Genomic DNA, 20,768 nt, shown 5'->3' on the forward strand with positions numbered 1-20,768 from the left:
AGGAGAAACGGATGTCTTATGATGTGGCTGTGATCGGAGCGGGTCCAGGTGGTTATGTAGCAGCAATAAAGGCGGCACAACTGGGACTTAAAGTAGCGATTATTGAAAAGCGTACAACATTAGGAGGAACATGTCTCAACGTTGGTTGTATTCCTTCTAAAGCGTTGTTGCATGCTTCAGAAGTGTTTTCTGAAACCCAGCATGGTTTTGAAACGCTTGGTATTTCTATTGGTAAATCTAAGCTTAACCTTGAACAAATGATGGTTCATAAGAAAGCTGTGGTAACAGCCAATACGAGTGGTGTTTCTTTTTTGATGAAAAAAAATAAAGTTGATACTTTTTTTGGGACAGCCAAAATTTTGAGTGCGGGTCATGTGGAAGTTGTTGCCAGAGATGGTAATAAACAAACAATTGAAACAAAAAATATTATTATTGCTACCGGTTCAGAGAGTTCAGGCATTCCAGGGGTGAATGTTGAAATTGATGAAAAGACTATTGTTTCTTCTACGGGAGCTCTTTCACTTGAAAAAGTACCAGCGCATATGATTGTAGTGGGTGCTGGTGTTATTGGTTCAGAACTTGGATCAGTTTGGAGCCGTTTAGGTGCTAAGGTGACCATTATTGAGTATCTTAATAAAGTTTTGGGCTCAATGGATGGTGAAGTTTCACGGCAATTTCAGAAATTAATGGAAAAACAGGGAATTGAATATAAAACGGGTGCAAAGGTGACAGCTGTTACACAATCTGGCTCAACTGCTCAGGTGAGCTTTGAATCTGTCAAAGGTGGTGAATCTGAAACTTTAGAGGCTGATGTTGTGCTTATTGCTACTGGACGTTCTCCCTATACAGAGGGGCTTGGCTTACAAGAGGCTGGTGTTCAGTTAGATGAACGCGGATTTATTGCAATTGATGCTCATTGGCAGACGAATGTTCCAGGAATTTATGCAATTGGTGATGTCGTAAAAGGACCAATGTTAGCACATAAAGCAGAGGAAGAAGGCGTTGCTGTGGCAGAAATTTTGGCAGGTCAAAAAGGACATGTTAATTTTGATGTTATTCCTAGTGTTGTTTATACACAGCCGGAAATTGCGAGTGTAGGAAGGACAGAAGAAGAGCTAAAAACTGCTGGTATTGAATATAATGTTGGCAAATTTCCTTTTATGGCTAATGGTCGTGCACGTGCAATGCAAAAGAGTGATGGGTTCGTTAAAATCCTTTCTGATAAAAAAACAGATCGGGTATTAGGGGGGCATATTCTTGGATTTGGTGCTGGTGAAATGATCCATGAAATTGCAGTTTTAATGGAATTTGGTGGTTCATCAGAAGATCTGGGACGTTGTTGCCATGCACATCCTACCTTATCAGAAGCCGTGCGTGAGGCAGCTTTGGCAACATTTGCTAAACCACTTCATATTTAAAAAGCTTTTAAAAAGTACATTTTAAAAGGCACATGAGGCGGAAAATATTAGTGAAGCATGCAACAGCATTTTAAAACTTTAAAAAGGAATATAACCAATTGTATTAAAATGTTCCATTTGTTGTATGCTTTTCGATAATTACTGTTTTAGATATCTGTTGTGCAGTTTTGATTGATTATTCTGTTGTGCACTATCGTTTAGAGCGGTGGTGTTTAGTCTATGTAAAGTTTTATATATGGGGTAGTTTTTATACTGTTATAAAATATTTAAGATAGGATTCTGAGCCTATCTGCGTGCTTTGTGTTAAGAAAACATCTCTCAAAATGCCCAAATCTACTTCGCAATGGTGCTCGTGAATGGTATAGCTGTAAAGTTTCTCTTGAAATATATGAAATTCATTCAAACTGTTATAAGACCTATTGTGCACCATCATCTTTATGTTTAGTAAAAGTACACGCTGACATTGATAATACACTTTTTCAGTTCTCAATATTTCTAAAGCTCTTTATTATTTGAGAGTTTTCATAAGAGAATTTTTATTCTGTTCTTTTATCATTTTACCTCACACGCTCGCTTTGTTTGTGATGTGCAGACAAAAGATTTTAATTGCTTCAATGTGAGAAAGTTTGTGATAAGAAAATCTTACAGTATTCAGCGTTATGAATCAAGTTGAAAATGATATTTTATTGTTATAAATCAATGTGTTATATATGATGATGAATCATATGAAGAGAGAAGCCAAGAGGAATTCACCCAAAGAAATTGAATTGTTTAATGATTGGTGTGGGTTAAGGATCTTTGTCATTTAAGATGAAGAGGGGAGGGATTGGATATTCTACAAAATACCGCTCTTCTTTAAAAAAGCGGTATTTTTATATCTTTTGTTTATGACACTATCTTTTTGATGATAATGACAAGTCATACAGTGTGATTAAGTTAGTTTTTTCTTCTCTGCTTTTCTTGATCATTGCTTGCTATGTCTTAAAAAGATGATATGTCTCTTCTTTAAGGTTGTTAAGAAATCGTAATGTTGCCAAAATATAACGAATAGCTAAAATTTTTTTGAAAACCATAATTACACGAGAATATTAAGTTTGTTTTCATTGGGCAGTTTTGTGATAACTTAAAAAATCAAGCATATGCTTTCTATAGGTATTAAAATTGTAATTTTTTATCTTCTTGTTGTTTTCTTATAAAAGTGGGAAGCCCCATATGATCAAGATATTTAAGGAAAGGGTGGGGTGGTAATTCTTCTACATTGACCATAGTTTTAACATCCCATTCGCCTGTGGCAATAAGAAGAGCTGTTGCGGCTGCTGGTACGCCAGCTGTATAGGAAATGCCTTGTGCCCCAGTTTCATGAAAAGCTTGTTTGTGATCGGCTATATTATAGATAAAAACTTCTCTCGAGTTTCCATCTTTTTCGCCTTTAATAAGATCTCCGATACAGGTTTTTCCTGTGTAGTCTGGGGCGAGAGAGGAAGGGTCGGGTAAGACGGCCTTCACGACTTTCAAGGGCACGACTTCTTGACCTTCTGCCGTTTTAATTGGTTGTTCGGATAAGAGTCCGAGGTTTTTTAGAACCGTAAAAACAGTGATATAACGATCACTAAATCCCATCCAGAAACGGACATTCTCTACATCAAGATTTTTGGAAAGTGAATGAATTTCATCATGTCCTGTCATATAGGCTTTTTGTTTTCCCACAACGGGAAGATCCCATTCATGGCTGATTTCAAACATTTTATTAGAAGTCCATTTTTTATTTTGCCATGACCATACTTGTCCTGTAAATTCACGGAAGTTAATTTCTGGATCAAAATTTGTAGCAAACCAACGCCCATGATTTCCGGCATTAATATCAATAATATCAATATCTGTGATTTTATCAAAATAATCATCGCGCGCTAATGCAGCATAAGCGTTCACTACACCTGGGTCAAAACCTGCTCCTAAAATAGCGGTTATACCAGCTTTTTCACATTCTTGACGTCGAGGCCATTCATAATTGCCATACCAAGGAGGTGTTTCACAAATTTTCAATGGGTCTTCATGAATTGCGGTATCGATATAAGCGCATTTGGTTTCAATACAAGCTGAAAGAACAGACATATTAAGAAAGGCAGAACCAACATTAATGACAATTTCGCATTTGGTCTTTTGGATGAGCTTTATAGTTTCTTCTACATTCATGGCATTGAGCGAATGGCTTTTGAGAACACCCTGTTCTTTCATTGTGTTTTTTTCTTTAATAGAAGCAATGATGGCCTCACATTTTTTGAGTGTTCGTGAAGCAATATGAATTTCACCAAGAATATCGTTGTTTTGAGCGCATTTATGCGCAACAACTTGTGCAACACCTCCGGCACCAATAATGAGAACATTTTTTTTCATTGTAGGTCCATCTCCTTTTTAATACTGTTGTATGACGTTTTTTATGGTTTATCTTTATGAAAGGCTTTCCTGATAGTCGTTATAGCTGAATTGGCGTTGAAGTGTTAATGTACCATCGCACTCTTTGAGAACAATAGCAGGCATTGTAACGCCATTAAACCAGTTTTTTTTGACCATTGTATAACCTGCTGCATCCTGAAAAGACAGTCTATCGCCTATTTTAAGAGGTTTTTGAAATTGAAATGTTCCAAAAATATCGCCGGCAAGACAAGACTTTCCACAAATCATAATTTCGTGTGGACCTTGATTGGGTTCTAATTTGGCATTCTCACGATAAATTAAAAGATCAAGCATATGAGCTTCAATGGAGCTATCAACGATGGCAAGTTTTTTTTCATTATACAATGTGTCAAGAACGCTTACTTCCAGTGTGGTGCTTTTGGTAATAGCAGCTTCTCCTGGTTCTAGAAAAAGAGTGACACCATGAGTTTTAGAAAATTGTTTTAAGCGTTTTGCGAAAGCTTCTAGAGGATAATTTTCAGCCGTAAAATGGATTCCGCCGCCAAGGCTTATCCAGTCAACAGCAGAAAAAAGTTCTGCAAATTTTTCTTCCATATACCCAAGCATTTGGTTAAAAAGATTAAAGTCAGCATTTTCACAATTGTTATGGATCATCAATCCGTTGATAAGAGGCAGAACTTCTTTGATAGCGCTTTGGTTTGTTTCTCCTAAGCGGCTAAAAGGGCGAGAGGGGTTGGCAAGATCAAAATTTGATGCGCTCATTCCTGGGTTTAACCTTAAACCTCTTTGAATGGTTTTTGTTGCATCAGAAAAGCGTTGAAGCTGTTGGATGGAATTAAAGATGATTTTATCTGCATAACCACAGGCTTCATCAATTTCATCATCTGCCCAAGCCACTGAATAAGCATGGGTTTCTTTGCCAAATTTTTCTCTTCCTAAACGCAGTTCATAAAGGGATGATGATGTGGTTCCATCCATGAACTCAGACATTAAATCAAAAACACTCCATGTGGCAAAACATTTCAAAGCAAGTAAAATTTTAGCTCCGGACATTTCCCGTAAACGAGAAATTGTTTGCATGTTTTTGATGAGTTTCGATTTGTCTATAAGATAGTAGGGGGTTTTTATCATTATTTATTCATTCTTTTTTGTAGGATCTTATTGCCAAGATCAACGTTTAGTACAAAGAGTAACAGAATGTCTCAAGAAAAAAGAATCTTAAGAAAAGAATCTGTTTCTGTCCAGCAAGAGAAAGGCTTTCTGTAATTACTGTTGTTTATTATGTTGAGTTTTTTGTTATGAGTATGAAAAAAAAATTATATTATGCTTTAGCTTTTGTATTTGTTAGCAGTTTTTTCATTATAATAACCACTCTTGTTAATTGGGGGCAAAATAGGAGTGATGCTAAAGCCAAACTGGTTACTCAGACCTCTCTCCAAGATAGTTCGGTGCCTTTGATTTTTACGGGGCGTAGAGAACTTAATGGTTTTAAAGGTTATCGTCATTATCGGCGTGGTTATCGTAAATACAGTGATAATTGGTGGTATCCTGAAGTGGCATTTATTACATCACCGCACTTAAGCACAAAAGGCGCATCATTAAAAGTTGTACCAGATGCTAAAAAAGTGTTTTTAACTTCTTCTTCGGAAAAATTAGAAAAAAAAGAGCCATGGATGCTTAAACAACATATTGAATCTTGCCTTGCGCGTTATCGCTCTTATAATAAAAATGATAATAGTTTTCAGCCTTTTCATGGGGGGCGTAAGCAGTGTTTATCACGCTTTTTTAAAGGATAGAAATTATTAAATAAAATTTTAATTGCTTCTTGTCGTGGGCGTTATTGTTCTTAAAATAAAGAGAAGACTTGTGTGGTGCGCAGTATTTTCATGCCAGCATTGTTTTTTTTAAAATTTTAAATGCTTTTAAGTTTTATTAAATCTTATTATCATTAAGTGTGGAATGGGGGGTGAGAATATAAGTTTTTGTCGATGACAAAATATTAAGGCAAAATGGAGTTTAAAGAATGACAACACGGGAAGCAATGTTGGTATTGCTCGTTTTGCTTCCCTTTGGTGGAAGTGCTGTCATTGGCTTTTTTCGTTCGACAGCAAAAAATAATGAAGCCTGGTTTGCTGGGATTGTCGCGCTTTTCTGTCTTATTTTTACAATAATGCTTTATCCGGAAGTTCGCGGAAACCACATAGTGCGTTTAGATATTTCTTGGCTTCCAGAATGGGGAAGCGATTTGATTCTTCGTATAGATGGTTTATCGTGGCTTTTTTGCTTGCTCATTACAGGGATTGGGCTGCTTGTTGTCATTTATTCACGTTATTACATGGATCCAGCGGATTCTGTACCTCGTTTTTTTTCCTTTTTTTTGGCTTTTATGGGATCAATGATAGGAATAGTTTTATCAGGTAATCTCGTCTTTTTGGTTGTTTTCTGGGAACTCACCAGTATTTTTTCTTTTTTGTTGATCGGCTATTGGTACCATAATGCAAGTGCGCGTGAGGGTGCGCGTATGGCTCTAACGATCACAGGTTTTGGCGGCTTTGCCCTTTTTATTGGAGTTTTATTGATTGGGTATACTGTTGGCAGTTTTGATTTGGATAAGGTGCTACAGTCTGGAGATATGATCCGGTCAAGTTCTCTTTATAGTCCTATCCTTATTTGTATTTTATTGGGAGGGTTAACAAAAAGCGCGCAATTTCCCTTTCATTTTTGGCTACCCAACGCGATGGCTGCTCCAACCCCCGTATCGGCTTATTTGCATTCGGCAACAATGGTAAAAGCGGGATTGTTTTTGCTTGTTCGTTTATGGCCTGTGCTCTCTGGAACAGAATCTTGGTTTTGGCTGGTTGGCTTTTCAGGACTCTCGACATTGCTGCTAGGTGCCTATTTTTCCATGTTTCAGCAAGACTTAAAAGGACTGCTTGCTTACTCGACTATTAGTCATCTTGGATTAATTACAACGCTTTTAAGTCTTGGTAGTCCACTTGCATGTGTTGCGGCGATCTTTCATATGGCCAATCATGCTACTTTTAAGGCTTCTTTATTTATGGCTGCTGGCATTATTGATCATGAGACAGGAACACGTGATATGCGTAAACTGTCAGGGCTTTATCGTTCTATGCCTATTACAGCAACTCTTGCTTTAGTTGCGAGTGCAGCGATGGCTGGGGTTCCTTTGTTGAATGGTTTTTTATCGAAAGAGATGTTTTTTGCTGAAGCTGTTGAAACGCATATGGAATCATGGCTCGATTGGATTGCGCCTTATGTGGCAACGCTAGCTAGTCTGTTTAGTGTGACTTATTCTATACGCTTTATTCACGGTGTTTTTTTAGGACCAAAGCCTGACAATTTACCCAAGACTCCCCATGAACCACCGCATTTTATGCGTTTACCAATGGAGCTTTTGGTGTTTATTTGTTTAGCGGTTGGTATTTTCCCTAATTTAACAATAGGGCCTATTTTAGATAATGCGGTCGTGTCTGTTTTAGGACCAATGACAATTCCTTATAGTTTGGCTGTTTGGCATGGGTTTAACACTCCATTAGTGATGAGTTTTGTTGCATTATTAGGGGGCGGATTGCTCTATGCTGTCGGGCATCGTTATTTTTTATCCTGTGATGATGGGGCTCCTTTTTTCCGTCACTTAAAAGGACCGCGTATTTTTGAACGCATTCTCGTAATTATTTCTTGGAAATGGGCCCGTGCGGTGGAATCTGCTTTGTCAACACGCCGTTTGCAGATCCAGTTGCATTGGATTTTTTGGGTCTGTTTTGCATTTGTTGGTCTTTTACTTTGGTGCGATGGTTTCATTCCAGTGGGGACATTACCGCTTTTTCCACTTGATATTCCTTTTCTCGCTCTTTGGCTGGTTGGCGGATTATGTGCGCTTTTAGTTGCTTGGCGAGCAAAGTTTCATCGTCTTGCTTCACTTATGCTTTTAGGGGGAGCTGGTTTGATGACTTGTGCAACCTTTTTATGGCTTTCTGCTCCTGATTTAGCAATAACACAATTGGTTGTTGAGGTTGTTACAGTCGTTTTATTATTGCTTGGTTTACGGTGGTTGCCTAAACGTTTGCATGATCCTGGGCCAGCTGCTGTTCATTTTTGGATTCGCTTGCGTCGTTTCCGTGATTTCATCATATCCCTTGTAGGAGGTGCTGGTGTAGCATGGCTTTCTTTTGCAGTGATGACACGTCCTCAAGGTACAACGATTTCTGATTTTTTTCTAACGCATGCTTACTCAGATGCTGGTGGTCGCAATGTTGTGAATGTGTTGTTGGTTGATTTCCGTGGTTTTGATACCATGGGAGAAATTGTGGTTTTGGGTGTTGTTTCCCTTACTGTTTTTGCCCTCTTACGACGTTTTCGTCCTGCGCCTGAGAGTATTGATGCGCCTTTTCAACAACGTATCCAGAAAGCCTTTGATATAGCACAGCCTAATCGAAATGTGGGAGATACAGTATTAAATTATTTAGCTGTTCCTGCTGTTATTATGGGTTGGCTCTTTCCGATTATTATTGCTTTTGCTATTTATTTATTCATGCGAGGGCATGATCTGCCAGGAGGTGGATTTGTCGGTGGTATTACTTTGGCGATAGGGTTTATTTTACAATATCTTGCACGCGATATTCGGTGGGTGGAAACGCATTTGAGAGTTTTACCTTTGCGTTGGATAGGCTTTGGCTTATTGTTGTCAGTTGTAACGGGGATGGGCTCTTGGTTTTTTGGATATCCTTTTTTAACATCCTTTTTTCGATATATTCATCTTCCGTTAATTGGGAAAGTTCCCATGGCATCTGCTTTTTTGTTTGATTTTGGTGTGCTTTCTCTTGTGTTGGGAGCAACTGTTCTCATTTTAATTGCACTTGCACACCAGTCAATTCGGAGTTACCGAATCGGTAAGAAGCCTATTTTAAAAGAGAAGGAAAATTAATGGAAATTGTTCTTTCTTTGGGTATCGGTGTTTTTGTCGGATCAGGTATTTGGCTTGTTTTACGTCCACGTACTTTTCAAGTCATTCTTGGTTTGTCCTTGATCTCTTATGGTGTTAATCTTTTTATATTTTCAATGAGTAGACCGCGTAGTAATGCTGCTCCAATTGTTGATCCTACCACTGTTATTAATCCAGCTAATTATGTCGATCCTCTCCCACAAGCCTTGGTGTTAACTGCGATTGTGATTGGTTTTGCAACAACAGCTTTATTTTTAGTTATCTTGTTGGTTTCACGTGGTTTAACGGGTTCTGATCACGTTGATGGACGTGAGGTGCAATAATGGGAGTAGGGGTGCATCATCTCCTTATTTTGCCTATTCTTTTGCCGTTAATCACTGGAGCACTTCTTCTTTTTTATGATGAACGTCGTGCAAAACTTAAATCATTCATCAGTCTTTCTTCTGCGGGACTGTTGGTCGTTACTGCCATTTTATTGATTATACGTACTCTTGAAATAGCACCGGCTTGCGATGTTTATCGACTTGGTAATTGGCCGTCTTCTTTTGGAATTGTTTTAGTCCTTGATCGCTTAAGCGCTATGATGCTTTTACTTTCCAGCTTGTTGGTGACTAGCGTGTTGGTTTTTGCGCGGGCTCATTGGTACAAAGCTGGTTCTCATTTTCAGTCACTAATGCAATTTTTTATGGTGGGAATAAATGGTGCTTTTTTGACCGGCGATTTATTTAATTTATTTGTGTTTTTTGAAGTTATGTTAACGGCTTCCTATGGGCTTGCTTTGCATGGTTCTGGTCAGACACGCGTGCGCGCAGGGTTGCATTATGTTGTGGTTAATCTTGTTGCTTCATTATTTTTTTTAGTGGGTATAGCGCTCATTTATGGAGTCGTTGGTACTCTTAATATGGCCGATTTGGCTGTTAAAATAAAATATATATCTTCTACAGATATTGTTTTGTTCGAAATAGGTGTTGCACTTTTAGGTATTGCTTTTTTGCTTAAAGCGGGTATGTGGCCGCTTAATTTTTGGTTGGTGCCAACTTACAGTGCAGTAGCAGCACCCGTTGGAGCTTCTTTTGCACTTTTGAGCAAGGTGGGTATTTATATTATTTTACGTTTAACGTTGCTATGGTTTAGTCCTGAAAGTGAATATTTTAACCATTTTGGTCATACGGTTTTGTTTTATGGTGGGCTTGCCACTATGATTGTTGGTTTTATTGGGGTATTGGCGAGTCAAGTTTTGGTGCGTTTGGCAGCTTATAGTGTCCTTGTCTCTTCTGGTACATTGTTGGCCGCGATCGGCATCGGCAATGCAGCACTGACAGCAGGTGCACTTTTTTATATTGTTTCTTCAACTTTAGCACTGGGAGCTTTTTTTCTTTTGGTAGAGTTGGTTGAGCGCTGTCAAGATGTGGCTGCTAATGTTCTTGCTGTCACAATGGAGGTTTATGGCGACGATGAAGAGGAGGAAGAAGATGAAGTTGGCACATATTTCCCTGTAACCTTGGCAATTCTTGGGGCTTGTTTTGGTATCTGTGCCATTTTGATTATTGGATTGCCACCTTTTTCTGGTTTTGTTGCTAAACTTATGATGTTCATGGCAATTTTAAACCATAGTAGAGAGGATTTTTTTGCCTCTCTTCCGGTTTACCAAGATTGGCTTTTTGTAGTTTTTGTCACCCTCTCTGGATTTGCAGCTTTGATTGCACTGACACGAACGGGTATCCGAACTTTTTGGATTTCTCTTGAAGGTCGCGTTCCACGTGTGCAGGTGATAGAATTTGCACCTATTGCCGTTCTTCTTGCCTTGTGTTTTCTTATAACAATTGTAGCCAGTCCTGTTAGTCATTATATGTCTGAAACCGCTAAGACTTTGTATGAACCTCAAAACTATATTGGGAGCGTTTTAACGGATTTTTCTCTCGGGGAGATGAGTAAATGAATCGTTTTTATACTTCCCCTTTTTTCAGTGGTGGCATTGTCCTTATGTGGCTTATTTTAAATGGTTTTAGTTTAGGGCAATTGCTTTTAGGGATTTTAACCGCTTTGTTTTGTGGTTGGATGATACGGCTTCTGGAGCCAGAGAAGGCTGTTATTAAAAGCTGGAGTGCGGTTTTTCGTCTCGTTTTTCGAGTATTTATAGATTCTATATTCTCAAATGTTTCGGTGGCTTGGTTTGTTTTAACAAAAAGGTCTCGAGAGCAGAAGTCTGGTTTTATTGTAGTACCTCTTCTGCTTCATAATCGCACTGCTTTGGCTATTTTAGCGTGCATCCTTTCGGCAACCCCTGGAACTGCTTGGGTTGCCTATAATAGTAAAAAGGGTGAACTTTTGCTTCATGTCTTAAATTTAAAAAATGGATATGATTACAAACAGTTGATCAAACAACGGTATGAGCAATTGCTTTTGGAGATTTTTTTATGAGTATGGTGATTCTTTATTGGGGGCTTTTCTTTTCACAGTTTTTTTTAAGTTTAGCGGTGATTTTCGCGCTGTTTCGGTTGATTCGTGGTCCACGGGCACAGGATAGAATTGTTGGTTTGGATGCCCTTTATATAACCACTATTCTTTTGTTTCTTACATTCGATATTCGTTCTGGAACAACCATTTATTTTGTCGCAGCTCTCATTATTGGGTTGTTGGGTCCAGTCTCGAGTATTGCTTTGGCGAAATTTCTCATGCGAGGGGAGATTATTGAATGAAAGATGATGTATCGCTTGTGGTTGCTATTGCTATCACGATTTTCTTAATATTAGGGTCGGGACTGACATTGATCGCAACAATAGGTTTGGTGCGTTTTTCCAATTTTTATAAGCGTTTGCATATGCTTTCAGTATGTACGAGTTGGGGCGTTGGTAGTATTCTTATTTCTTCATTTCTTTATTCAATATTTGTGGACCATTATTTTGTTTTTCATGAAGCGTTGCTGATGTTTTTTTTGTTTTTAACAGCGCCGATAGCTTCTATGTTGCTTTCACATACAGCAGCTTATCGACATCATTCAGAAGAACAGTCAGAAAAACCGCTGGCTCTTTTATTACACCAGACGGAGGAAAAGTTACCCACATCAGAAGGAACATCAAGAGATGAGAGCCAGCGCGGTTCTTGAAATGTAAGAACCTTCCTTATTCTGTGCTTTTTTCTTCTACACAGTGGATGGGCTTTTCTTCTTTTGGATCATTAATAAGATCGTAAAATATGGCTTCATTTTTAGTTATCCACCAAATGTATTGACCACCCACATATTTTCCTCCAGAAGCGGCAATTACATTAGAACCAACGATGCGCTTACCGTTCCATTTTAAATCAACAAGCGCAATATTGCCAGCATTATGATAAGTTGCTTCAACATGCTCTTTGCTTGTTCCCATATCGCATTGATAGGAGACGGTCTCTGTTGTTGGTTCTGGATCATCTGGTACTTTAATGACTAAAGAACTTGCTAATGCATTAATTGAACCGAGGAGGAACACACTTAAAGTAATGAAAAATTGTTTAGTAAAAGAAATTTTTTTCATAATATTTCCCGTGTTATTTAAAATAATAATGTTGACTCATCTTTACAGAGGATAGGTTTTTTTTCTTCTGGATCCTGAGCAAGGTCATAAAGCGTGACTTCTTTGTTCTTCTCCCACCAGATATACTGAGCTCCTGCAAATTTTGCTCCTGTCGCAGCGATGACATTAGCAGCAATGACACGATCACCGTTCCATTTGAAATCAACCAACGAAATATTGTCAGCATTAAGATAGACTGCCTCAACGCGCTCTTTACCTGTTTCAGTATCACACTGATAGGTAATGATCTCTGTTTTGGGCTCTGGATTGTCTGGTACTTCAATGATTAAAGAACCAGCTAAGCTATTGTTTGAGCTGAAGAGTGATAAACTTAAAGCGGTGAAAAATCCTAAAATGTGCAAAGTTTTTTTCATGATGCTTCCCTATATTCCTAATATTGTGCACAAAGAATAATTTGACTGATACGATGGTGTCTACGGCAGGATTCGAACCTGCGACCCCAGGATTCATACCACTTCGATTTTCACCGCCAGCCTTATCGGCTGTTTGTGGTCTGGACTGTCTCTTCACCTTGAAGCTTTTGCTCTTTAGGTGCTGCCCGTTCAGTCTCTACACCTTTCTCTCATTTGAAGAGAGACTTGGCTCGGGATTGGCATATAGTCGCCCATGAAGCTTTCCCCGAATTTGAGCAGATTCACTTTGAGGATTTCTCCTCAAAGTGCCCAATTTCTTTAGGAATCCTGTGCTCTATCCTACTGAGCTACGCAGACATCATCATATTTAATCTTTAATAGAAGTATAAAAACGAATCAATTATATTCAATATGAATTAACGAATTTCTGTTAATTTTTGTTCCAAAAAGGATAAAACTGCATCTGGTGAAACATTTTTTGCAATAAATGATTGGCCAAGTCCGCGCGTTAAGATGAAGGTCAAATTATTTTGTAAAACTTTTTTATCTTGGGCAATGAGAGTCATTAAAGTTTCAGCATCTGGTAGACACCCTGGGATATCCTTTAATTGTGTAGGTAATCCTATTGCTTTAAGGTGTGCTTCAACGCGTTGTGTAAGCGTGGGGCTTATTAAATTTAATTGAGCAGAAAATTGATGCGCTAGAATCATTCCAATTGCTACAGCTTCACCGTGAATTAAACGCTTTGAGTCATAAGCGGTTGCTGTTTCAAGCATGTGTCCAAATGTATGGCCGAGATTTAAGAGTGCGCGCTCTCCTGTTTCGTGTTCGTCACGTGCTACAATGGCAGCTTTAAATTGGCATGAGCGGACAATGGCTTCTGTTCGCATAGGGCCATTAGAAAAGACTTCTTGTCCATTTTTTTCAAGCCATTCAAAAAAATCAGGCTGGTTAATGAGTCCATATTTGACCATTTCCGCGTAACCAGCACGAAATTCACGCAGTGATAGGGTATCAAGGACACAGGTGTCAGCAATAACGCATTGCGGTTGAAAAAAAGCACCAATAAGATTTTTGCCATATCGGCTGTTGATGCCCGTTTTTCCACCAACAGAGGAATCAATTTGTGCAAGAAGCGTTGTGGGCATTTGAATGAAGTTCATACCACGGCGGATTATACTTGCCGCAAATCCTGCTAGATCGCCAATGACACCACCGCCAAAAGCAATAACACAGTCGCCTCTTTCTAAACGCGCAGCAAGAATTTGATCGATGACAACTTGCAGGGTTGAAAATGATTTTGATTGTTCTCCCGCTTCTACAATAATAGGGACAGTATGAATTTTATTTTTTGTTAATTCTGCTTGCAATATCTCCAAATGAAGGGAAGCAACATTTGTATCTGTAACAAGTGCAAAGCGCGTTGGATAAGGATCTTTTTTGTTAAGAGCATGTTTAATCTGTGAAGCAGCTTGTGTAATCAGACCCGGACCAATGATGATATCGTAACAGTGTTTGTCCAGTTTAACAGTGACGGTTTTGGTTTGCATGCTGGTTATCCCTATTGTTAATTTCTGTGTATAGGTAGTGCTGTACGGATCGTATAACATTTTGTGCTACGGTATGACGGCTTTCTTTATGACTGTTAATTGTTAAGTTTGCCTTTTCATAGATAGGATAACGCTGTTCCATGAGTTTTTGCATGGTTTCTTTAGGATTGGCTGTTTTAAGCAGGGGACGTGTCGGGTGCTTTGAGACACGTTGCATGAGGATATCAAGATCGACTTTTAGCCATATAGATATACCATTTTTTTGAATGGCTTTTCGGATATTTTCATTTATGTAGGCACCACCACCTGTTGCTAAAATAAGGGGACTTTTTTTCATGAGGTTTAGAATAACACGCTGTTCAAGAGCACGAAATTCGGATTCACCATAAATTTCAAAGAGTTCCGTGATTGTCATTTGTGCAGCTTTTTCAATTTCTTGGTCAGAATCATAAAAGGGTAAACGAAGCATGGTGGCGACGCGTTTTCCGATCACTGATTTGCCTGCCCCCATAAGGCCAACAAGGACAAGTGCTCTTTTATCAAGGGACGATAAGAGCTGATTCTTTATTTGTGTTATGGGGATTCGTTTTGGTCGATTGCTTTTCATAACTTTATTTCGGCATTTATCCATCTTAAAGTCAATTCCTGTTAATCTTTGTGAGGCATTATACGAGATAGAATATTTTTGGGTAGGTTATTGTCTTATGCCAACATTGACTAGATTTTTGATGATTCTTTTCATTTTGTTTTCTGTTTTTTTCATTATAATGGGTGCTCTTGTGGTTTGGGTTGAACCAGTAACTGTGGATATGTACATTGATGTTCCCTTGGATTCATGGAATCTTTCTACGGAAGTGAATCAATGAAATGAAAAGTGGTGCTGTGATAGATCATTTTCTTGAGATGATGAGCGCGGAGAGAGGGGCTTCACCTCATACACTTGCGGCTTATCAGCATGATTTGCAGTGGGCACAAGACGAATTGTCTTCACACTCTGTTTCGCTTTTTTCAGCACAAAAAGAAGATTTAATTACCCTTTTGTCGCTTATGCATACTTTTGGTTTTGCGGCATCATCGCAAGCGCGCCGTTTATCGACTTTGCGTCAGTTTTATCAATTTCTTTATGCTGAAGGGTTGAGAGCAGATGATCCCTCTCATGATATTGATGCACCTCGTCAGGGGCGTCCTTTGCCCAAAATCATGAGTGAAGATGCAGTGATAAAATTGCTTGATTTGGCACAGTTAGAAGTCAATCAAGCAGATTATGGGTCCAAAGAGTATTTCCGTGCACTGCGTCTTCAGCTATTGATTGAAATGCTGTATGCAACGGGATTACGCATCAGTGAGTTGGTGAGTCTGCCGGTTCAGTCTGTTCGAAGGAAGGAGTACAGCGTTTTGGTTCGTGGTAAGGGCAAAAAAGAACGAATGGTGCTGTTATCAAAAAAAGCATGCCAAGTTCTTTCACAGTGGTTAAACTTGCGTGATCAGGGAAAGGGTGCTACGAGTTCTTATCTTTTTCCCGCGCATTCCGAGACAGGATATATTGCTCGTCAAGTCGTTGCGCGGGAGTTGAAAAATCTCGCTAGAAGAGCAGGAATAGAAAGTGATAGCTTTTCTCCCCATGTGTTGCGTCATGCTTTTGCTAGTCATCTTTTGCAAAATGGTGCTGATTTGCGTGCCGTTCAACATTTGTTAGGTCACTCTGATATTGCTACTACTCAGATTTATACCCATGTGTTGGAAGAGGGACTTTATCGTTTAGTCAATGAGCATCATCCACTTGCCGATGAGCAAAAGGCTCGTTAAAGAAAAGGTGATGTTTTTGAAAAAGACTTTATAAAGCAAATTATAAGTGTATAAGTGACACTGAATGAGTTGACACAAATGTATAATTATCTTGATTTTGAAAAACCAGTTGCTGATCTTGATGGGAAAATTCTTGAATTAAAAAAAATTTCTCAGGAAAAAGGCAGTCTTGATATGAGCGATGAGATTGCTCGCCTTGAAACGCGTTCCCAAACAGCCTTGCGCGATATTTATAAAAAATTATCGCCGTGGCAAAAAACGCAAGTCGCTCGTCATCCTAATCGTCCCCATTTTATGGACTATTCTAAACGCCTATTGAGTGACGTTACGCCTTTGGCCGGAGATCGCAAGTTTGCTGAAGATGAGGCTATTCAAGCGGGGTTTGCACGCTTTAAAGGTGAGGCCGTTGCTTATATCGGTCAAGAGAAAGGTTATGACACGCAAACACGTTTGCGCTATAATTTTGGTTCTGCACGTCCAGAAGGCTATCGTAAAGCTGTACGTATTATGGAAATGGCTGATCGTTTTGGTTTGCCACTTCTCACTTTTGTTGATACGGCAGGCGCTTATCCTGGTGTGAGTGCTGAAGAACGGGGGCAGGCAGAAGCAATTGCCCAATCAACAGCTACAACTTTGCGTTTGAAAGTTCCTGTAGTTTCCGTTGTTATTGGAGAAGGCGGTTCTGGAGGGGCGATAGCAATCGCGGCTGCCAATAAAGTTTATATGTTGGAGCACGCAATTTATTCTGTTATTTCACCAGAAGGAGCAGCTTCTATTTTATGGCGTGATCCAGCTCGTGCGAAAGATGCTGCAATGAATATGCGTATTACCGCTCAAGATTTGTATCGCTTAAAGATTATTGATGGCATTATTTCGGAACCTTTAGGGGGAGCACATCGTGGCAAAGAGATTGCCATTGATGCAACGGGTGATGTTATTTCAGAGGCTTTAAAAGCTATGGCTGGAAAAGATGGTGAAGTTCTTAAACAAGAGCGAAGAGAAAAATACCTTCAAATTGGTCGATCTCTAACATAGGTCATTTTTTGTGAGGGGATTGATTGGAGTTTTATTCGATGACATTTAGCAGATTCCTCGCTGTGTGCATGTTGTTTGTAATGGGAATATTGACAGCATGTGAAGGAAGATTACCAGCTTCTATTCGTGCTAAGGTTGAGCAGCCGTTGCCGCAAGAAATCCAGAATAGAATGGCTTTGTACGATATTGATCCTTATGCACCAATTGTAATGCGATTTTTCAAGGAAGAAAATCTTGCTGAAGTTTGGAAACAATCTCGTTCAGGACCTTTTATCTTGGTTGCTCGCTATGGTATTTGCAAATGGTCTGGTAAGCTTGGACCTAAATATAAAGAAGGGGATCTTCAGACACCAGAGGGTTTTTATACTATTAGCGCAAACCAAATGAATCCTTATTCAAAATATTATCTTTCTTTTAATATAGGATTTCCTAACCTTTATGATCAAGAAAATGGTCGCACAGGAAGCAATCTTATGGTGCATGGTTCTTGCTTTTCCGCAGGTTGTTATTCTATGAGTGATAAGAACATGGCTCAGATTTATGCGTTTGCACGGGATGCTTTTAAAGGAGGACAAAGAGAGTTTCAGTTACAGGCTTTTCCTTTCCGCATGACCGAGGATAATATGTCACGTCATAGCAAGGATCCTCATTATCAATTCTGGGTTATGCTTAAGAAAGGTTATGATTTTTTTGAAAAAAATCGTCAACCTCCAACTGTTGAGGTTTATGGAAAACGTTACGTTTTTAATCGCGATATTGATAAAACTTCAGTTTCTCGAATGCCGTGAGTGTTATTGTATTCTATTGCACTGTAACACTATCACTTAATAATGGCGATACAGGATATGCAAAAACTTTGCACATAAGGTGTTTAAGTGAGTAGTCAATATTTTAAAGCGCAGAGTTTTTTCATAGAGCCTTATGTAAGTAAATCAGATGAAGTGGGAAGCCAAGAGGAATTTTCTCAAAGAAGTTGGATTGTTTGCACATCGGCACTGGTGTCAATCTTCGTTTTTAGTGAAGAGTAAGTTAACATGGAATGTGCCTCTCTTTTTATTTCTTTCAAAGAGTTTTATTCTTTTATGCTGTAAAATATTGTCTTGTCGTGCTGTTATATAAGATACATTCACATATTTTAAAATGCGATATTGCCTCTGTCTGATTTTGGTTTTTTCTTAACAGGGATTTTGATTTCAATTAGCTTGAATAAATATAGAGTTGAGCAGAATATTTTAGAACCAAGAATTTGGCCAATCTGTCTGTGAAATGAATCACATGAAGTGGTTTGCAGATGAAGCGCATTTAGAGAGAAAACAATCTGTTTACAGATTGATGGATATTGAAAATTTTTATCATAACAATTTGATTTATAATGATAGTTTATAATTCTTCAGTTTGAATTAGGGACTAAATATCATAAGATCCTTTTATCTTAAAATTTGTTTATGGTGAATCAATCGAAACCATTTTTTGCACGCCATAAAATTGGATTGGCATGTGAATAAAATTTTTAAAGAAAGGAGTACAGATAGTTCTCATGAGTACTCTAAAGTGCCAAGTTTTTTCAAAACATTTTTAACTGGCAAAAGTATGAGGCGATCAGTTTACATATTTATAGAGTAAAGATGGAGAATGGGCCTTATACATTTCATGGAGAATTTTGTATTATATTATTTATGGGTAGCGTCTTGAAATAGGAATAATGCGTATTGAGAGACGGTGTTTTTAAACGAGTGCGTGAATTCGTGATACAATGGTATTCTATTTTGTGTGAGGGCGACGATTTTACAGATAAGGGTAATATGTTAGCGCTGGAGTGTTTTAATAGATAGTCATTTTCCGGCATGTGATTTTGTAAGAGAGCTAAAAAGTTTCAATTGTGGTAGTCTATGGGGATTTTGCCGCTCAGTGAAAAGGTACGAATAATTTTATGAGAGGCATTATTGTGCAGAAAGCATTGTTAAAAATGTGTATTTTCTTATTTTTTATTCCATTATGTTAATAAACTTGAATAGAAATATTTATGAAAGTTTTTTATAAATTTATAACATATTGATTATAAAGATAATTTAGTGTTATTCAAGTTAAATTAGAACCCTGAATACCGTAAGATTCCACATTTCAAAGCTGTTGCATGTTGAATAAATTAAAACCATTTGCTTGCACATTACAAGCGAGGATTGCTGCGTGGGTGAAATTGTACAAGAAAGACTAAAATGCTTTTTACAAACCGTTTCAAGTGCCAAAAGCTATTTCAACATTGGGAATTAGCAAAGTGTGTAATGATGTGCCGGTTTGCTCCTTTAAAAACATAAAGATGGTGGTGTCAATGAATTTAATGCTATATCATTGAAGAGGAGAAAAAATTAAAATTTTATTCCTGGAATGACCAGAGGATTTTCTAAGAGAGCTGTTTTGTCTGCAGTATCTATTGCTGGTTTATTAAAAAAAGCATTGAGGAGTTTTTGTATAGCTTCTTTTTCAACACCATCGGCAATGATGACGAAACGTGTTTGTTTTATTCCTTTTGGCCATGCTGGCAATCTTATGGGAGGGTGAAAAAATGTTTGTACGCCATGTAATACGAGTGGGCGATAAGGGTCATCACGCAATGCGATAATTGCTTTAATACGTAATAATTTTGTACCATAACGCTCTTGTAGGAGATCTAAAAAGACTTCAATTGTGGCGTAATCAACAGGACCCTCACAGTTTAGTGAAAAGGTACGAATGGTTTTATGGGGGGTATGATCATGCGGGGTAGTCGTAAGATTTTGTTTAAGTTTTGTATTTTCTACTTTTTCAGCCCATAATGTGTTATTTATTAATAGATTTGAACAGAAATCTTCAGAATGGGCGTCAATGATTTGTGCTGTAGGATTCATTGTTTTAAGTGTGCTAAGGAGTGTATCTGAAAGCGTTTGTGGGTCTCTAAGATCTGTTTTGGTGAGAATGATTTTATCAGCAAATATTAATTGTTTATATATTTCAGGATAGCGCTCACATATGGAAAGCGGGCTTAATGTATCAAATGTTGCAAGAACAGCATTTATGGACAATGTTTGAATAAACAACGGGTGGCTTAAAAGTATTTGTAAAATAGGGGCGGGATCAGCCATCCCTGTGGTTTCAATGATAATATGATGGAGTTGTTTGATCTGTCCTGTCTGAACGCGATTTATTAAATCAATTAATGTGTCGATGAGATCACTGCGTAAATTGCAGCATAAGCAGCCATTGGCAAGCTCAATAATTCCTTCTGTCGTTTTTTCAACCAGAAGGTGGTCAATACTGATTTCGCCGAATTCATTGATGATAACAGCACATTCTGTTAAAAGAGGGTCTTGTAGCATACGGTTGAGCAAAGTTGTTTTGCCAGAGCCTAAAAAACCTGTAATAAGCGTGAGGGGGATGCGCTTTATTTTCATGTTAATCATCAATCATAGTTTTGTTTTTAAAAAATATATCTCAGTATGTCTAACCAATTTATAATGGTGTCCGTGAGGGATATAATGGTTAATCCCCCATGAAATCCATTGTACCACTATCTTTACGCTTATAAAGGTAGGTGCACGTGGGTATATCATACACTTTTTAGCGTCAATGTTACGATAATTCTTAGTTCTTGAAAGGACTTATAGGAAGAATTTTTA

The 20,768-nt window shown here is 38.3% G+C and carries 18 protein-coding genes; 11 read left to right on the forward strand and 7 right to left on the reverse strand.

Annotated features, from left to right (window positions below; all coding sequences use genetic code 11):
• The first annotated feature begins 11 nt into the window (after positions 1–11).
• Positions 12–1,418, forward strand: a complete 1,407-nt coding sequence (lpdA, locus tag ACFIJZ_RS00835) for a dihydrolipoyl dehydrogenase (RefSeq protein WP_375630654.1) — start codon at positions 12–14, stop codon at positions 1,416–1,418.
• 1,155 nt (positions 1,419–2,573) lie between these two features.
• Here lpdA and ACFIJZ_RS00840 read toward each other — a convergent pair.
• On the reverse strand, positions 2,574–3,812 hold the full coding sequence (locus ACFIJZ_RS00840) for a saccharopine dehydrogenase NADP-binding domain-containing protein (protein ID WP_375630655.1): 1,239 nt from the start codon (positions 3,810–3,812) through the stop codon (positions 2,574–2,576).
• A 54-nt stretch (positions 3,813–3,866) separates the two neighbouring features.
• Positions 3,867–4,964 carry a carboxynorspermidine decarboxylase gene (locus tag ACFIJZ_RS00845; protein ID WP_273790153.1) on the reverse strand — a complete coding sequence of 366 codons (1,098 nt, stop codon included), beginning with the start codon at positions 4,962–4,964 and terminating at the stop codon, positions 3,867–3,869.
• Between the two features lie 167 nt (positions 4,965–5,131).
• Between ACFIJZ_RS00845 and ACFIJZ_RS00850 the strand changes: the two genes are divergently transcribed.
• The 7 genes from ACFIJZ_RS00850 to mnhG all read left to right on the forward strand — a co-directional run bounded on the left by ACFIJZ_RS00850 (position 5,132) and on the right by mnhG (position 11,902).
• Complete coding sequence (locus ACFIJZ_RS00850; RefSeq protein WP_273790152.1) at positions 5,132–5,629, forward strand: BA14K family protein; 498 nt, start codon at positions 5,132–5,134, stop codon at positions 5,627–5,629.
• 227 nt (positions 5,630–5,856) lie between these two features.
• The gene (locus ACFIJZ_RS00855) at positions 5,857–8,778 is read left to right on the forward strand and encodes a monovalent cation/H+ antiporter subunit A (RefSeq protein WP_375630658.1); all 2,922 of its coding nucleotides are present in this window, start codon (positions 5,857–5,859) and stop codon (positions 8,776–8,778) included.
• On the forward strand, positions 8,778–9,119 hold the full coding sequence (locus ACFIJZ_RS00860) for a Na+/H+ antiporter subunit C (RefSeq protein ID WP_273790150.1): 342 nt from the start codon (positions 8,778–8,780) through the stop codon (positions 9,117–9,119). The genes ACFIJZ_RS00855 and ACFIJZ_RS00860 overlap by 1 nt, the downstream gene beginning before the upstream one ends.
• A complete protein-coding gene (locus ACFIJZ_RS00865) occupies positions 9,119–10,735 on the forward strand; it encodes a monovalent cation/H+ antiporter subunit D (protein WP_375630659.1) in 1,617 nt (538 codons plus the stop codon). Before ACFIJZ_RS00860 ends, ACFIJZ_RS00865 begins: the two co-directional genes overlap by 1 nt.
• Positions 10,732–11,217, forward strand: a complete 486-nt coding sequence (locus ACFIJZ_RS00870; RefSeq protein WP_273790148.1) for a Na+/H+ antiporter subunit E — start codon at positions 10,732–10,734, stop codon at positions 11,215–11,217. The genes ACFIJZ_RS00865 and ACFIJZ_RS00870 overlap by 4 nt, the downstream gene beginning before the upstream one ends.
• Positions 11,214–11,495 (forward strand): K+/H+ antiporter subunit F, encoded by a 282-nt coding sequence (locus ACFIJZ_RS00875; RefSeq protein ID WP_273790147.1) that lies wholly within the window; start codon positions 11,214–11,216, stop codon positions 11,493–11,495. Before ACFIJZ_RS00870 ends, ACFIJZ_RS00875 begins: the two co-directional genes overlap by 4 nt.
• On the forward strand, positions 11,492–11,902 hold the full coding sequence (gene mnhG / locus ACFIJZ_RS00880; protein WP_273790146.1) for a monovalent cation/H(+) antiporter subunit G: 411 nt from the start codon (positions 11,492–11,494) through the stop codon (positions 11,900–11,902). The genes ACFIJZ_RS00875 and mnhG overlap by 4 nt, the downstream gene beginning before the upstream one ends.
• Positions 11,903–11,918: 16 nt before the next feature.
• Here mnhG and ACFIJZ_RS00885 read toward each other — a convergent pair whose 3' ends face one another.
• The 4 genes from ACFIJZ_RS00885 to ACFIJZ_RS00900 all read right to left on the reverse strand — a co-directional run bounded on the left by ACFIJZ_RS00885 (position 11,919) and on the right by ACFIJZ_RS00900 (position 14,881).
• On the reverse strand, positions 11,919–12,311 hold the full coding sequence (locus tag ACFIJZ_RS00885) for an MliC family protein (protein ID WP_273790145.1): 393 nt from the start codon (positions 12,309–12,311) through the stop codon (positions 11,919–11,921).
• 17 nt (positions 12,312–12,328) lie between these two features.
• On the reverse strand, positions 12,329–12,724 hold the full coding sequence (locus ACFIJZ_RS00890) for an MliC family protein (RefSeq protein WP_273790144.1): 396 nt from the start codon (positions 12,722–12,724) through the stop codon (positions 12,329–12,331).
• A gap of 416 nt (positions 12,725–13,140) precedes the next feature.
• A complete protein-coding gene (aroB, locus tag ACFIJZ_RS00895; RefSeq protein WP_273790143.1) occupies positions 13,141–14,274 on the reverse strand; it encodes a 3-dehydroquinate synthase in 1,134 nt (377 codons plus the stop codon).
• Positions 14,249–14,881, reverse strand: coding sequence for a shikimate kinase (locus tag ACFIJZ_RS00900; RefSeq protein WP_375630735.1), 633 nt, complete (start codon positions 14,879–14,881; stop codon positions 14,249–14,251). The genes aroB and ACFIJZ_RS00900 overlap by 26 nt, the downstream gene beginning before the upstream one ends.
• Before the next feature lie 260 nt (positions 14,882–15,141).
• Between ACFIJZ_RS00900 and ACFIJZ_RS00905 the strand changes: the two genes are divergently transcribed.
• From ACFIJZ_RS00905 to ACFIJZ_RS00915, 3 genes are all read left to right on the forward strand, one after another.
• On the forward strand, positions 15,142–16,080 hold the full coding sequence (locus ACFIJZ_RS00905; protein WP_273790142.1) for a site-specific tyrosine recombinase XerD: 939 nt from the start codon (positions 15,142–15,144) through the stop codon (positions 16,078–16,080).
• A gap of 78 nt (positions 16,081–16,158) precedes the next feature.
• Positions 16,159–17,115, forward strand: coding sequence for an acetyl-CoA carboxylase carboxyltransferase subunit alpha (locus ACFIJZ_RS00910; RefSeq protein ID WP_375630737.1), 957 nt, complete (start codon positions 16,159–16,161; stop codon positions 17,113–17,115).
• A 38-nt stretch (positions 17,116–17,153) separates the two neighbouring features.
• A complete protein-coding gene (locus ACFIJZ_RS00915) occupies positions 17,154–17,903 on the forward strand; it encodes a murein L,D-transpeptidase family protein (protein WP_273790140.1) in 750 nt (249 codons plus the stop codon).
• Between the two features lie 1,578 nt (positions 17,904–19,481).
• On the opposite strand, the gene ACFIJZ_RS00920 is transcribed toward ACFIJZ_RS00915, so the two are convergent.
• Complete coding sequence (locus ACFIJZ_RS00920) at positions 19,482–20,543, reverse strand: CobW family GTP-binding protein (protein ID WP_375630663.1); 1,062 nt, start codon at positions 20,541–20,543, stop codon at positions 19,482–19,484.
• Between the last annotated feature and the right edge of the window lie 225 nt (positions 20,544–20,768).

Source organism: Bartonella sp. CL70QHWL, from assembly GCF_042194855.1.
Lineage (GTDB): Bacteria > Pseudomonadota > Alphaproteobacteria > Rhizobiales > Rhizobiaceae > Bartonella.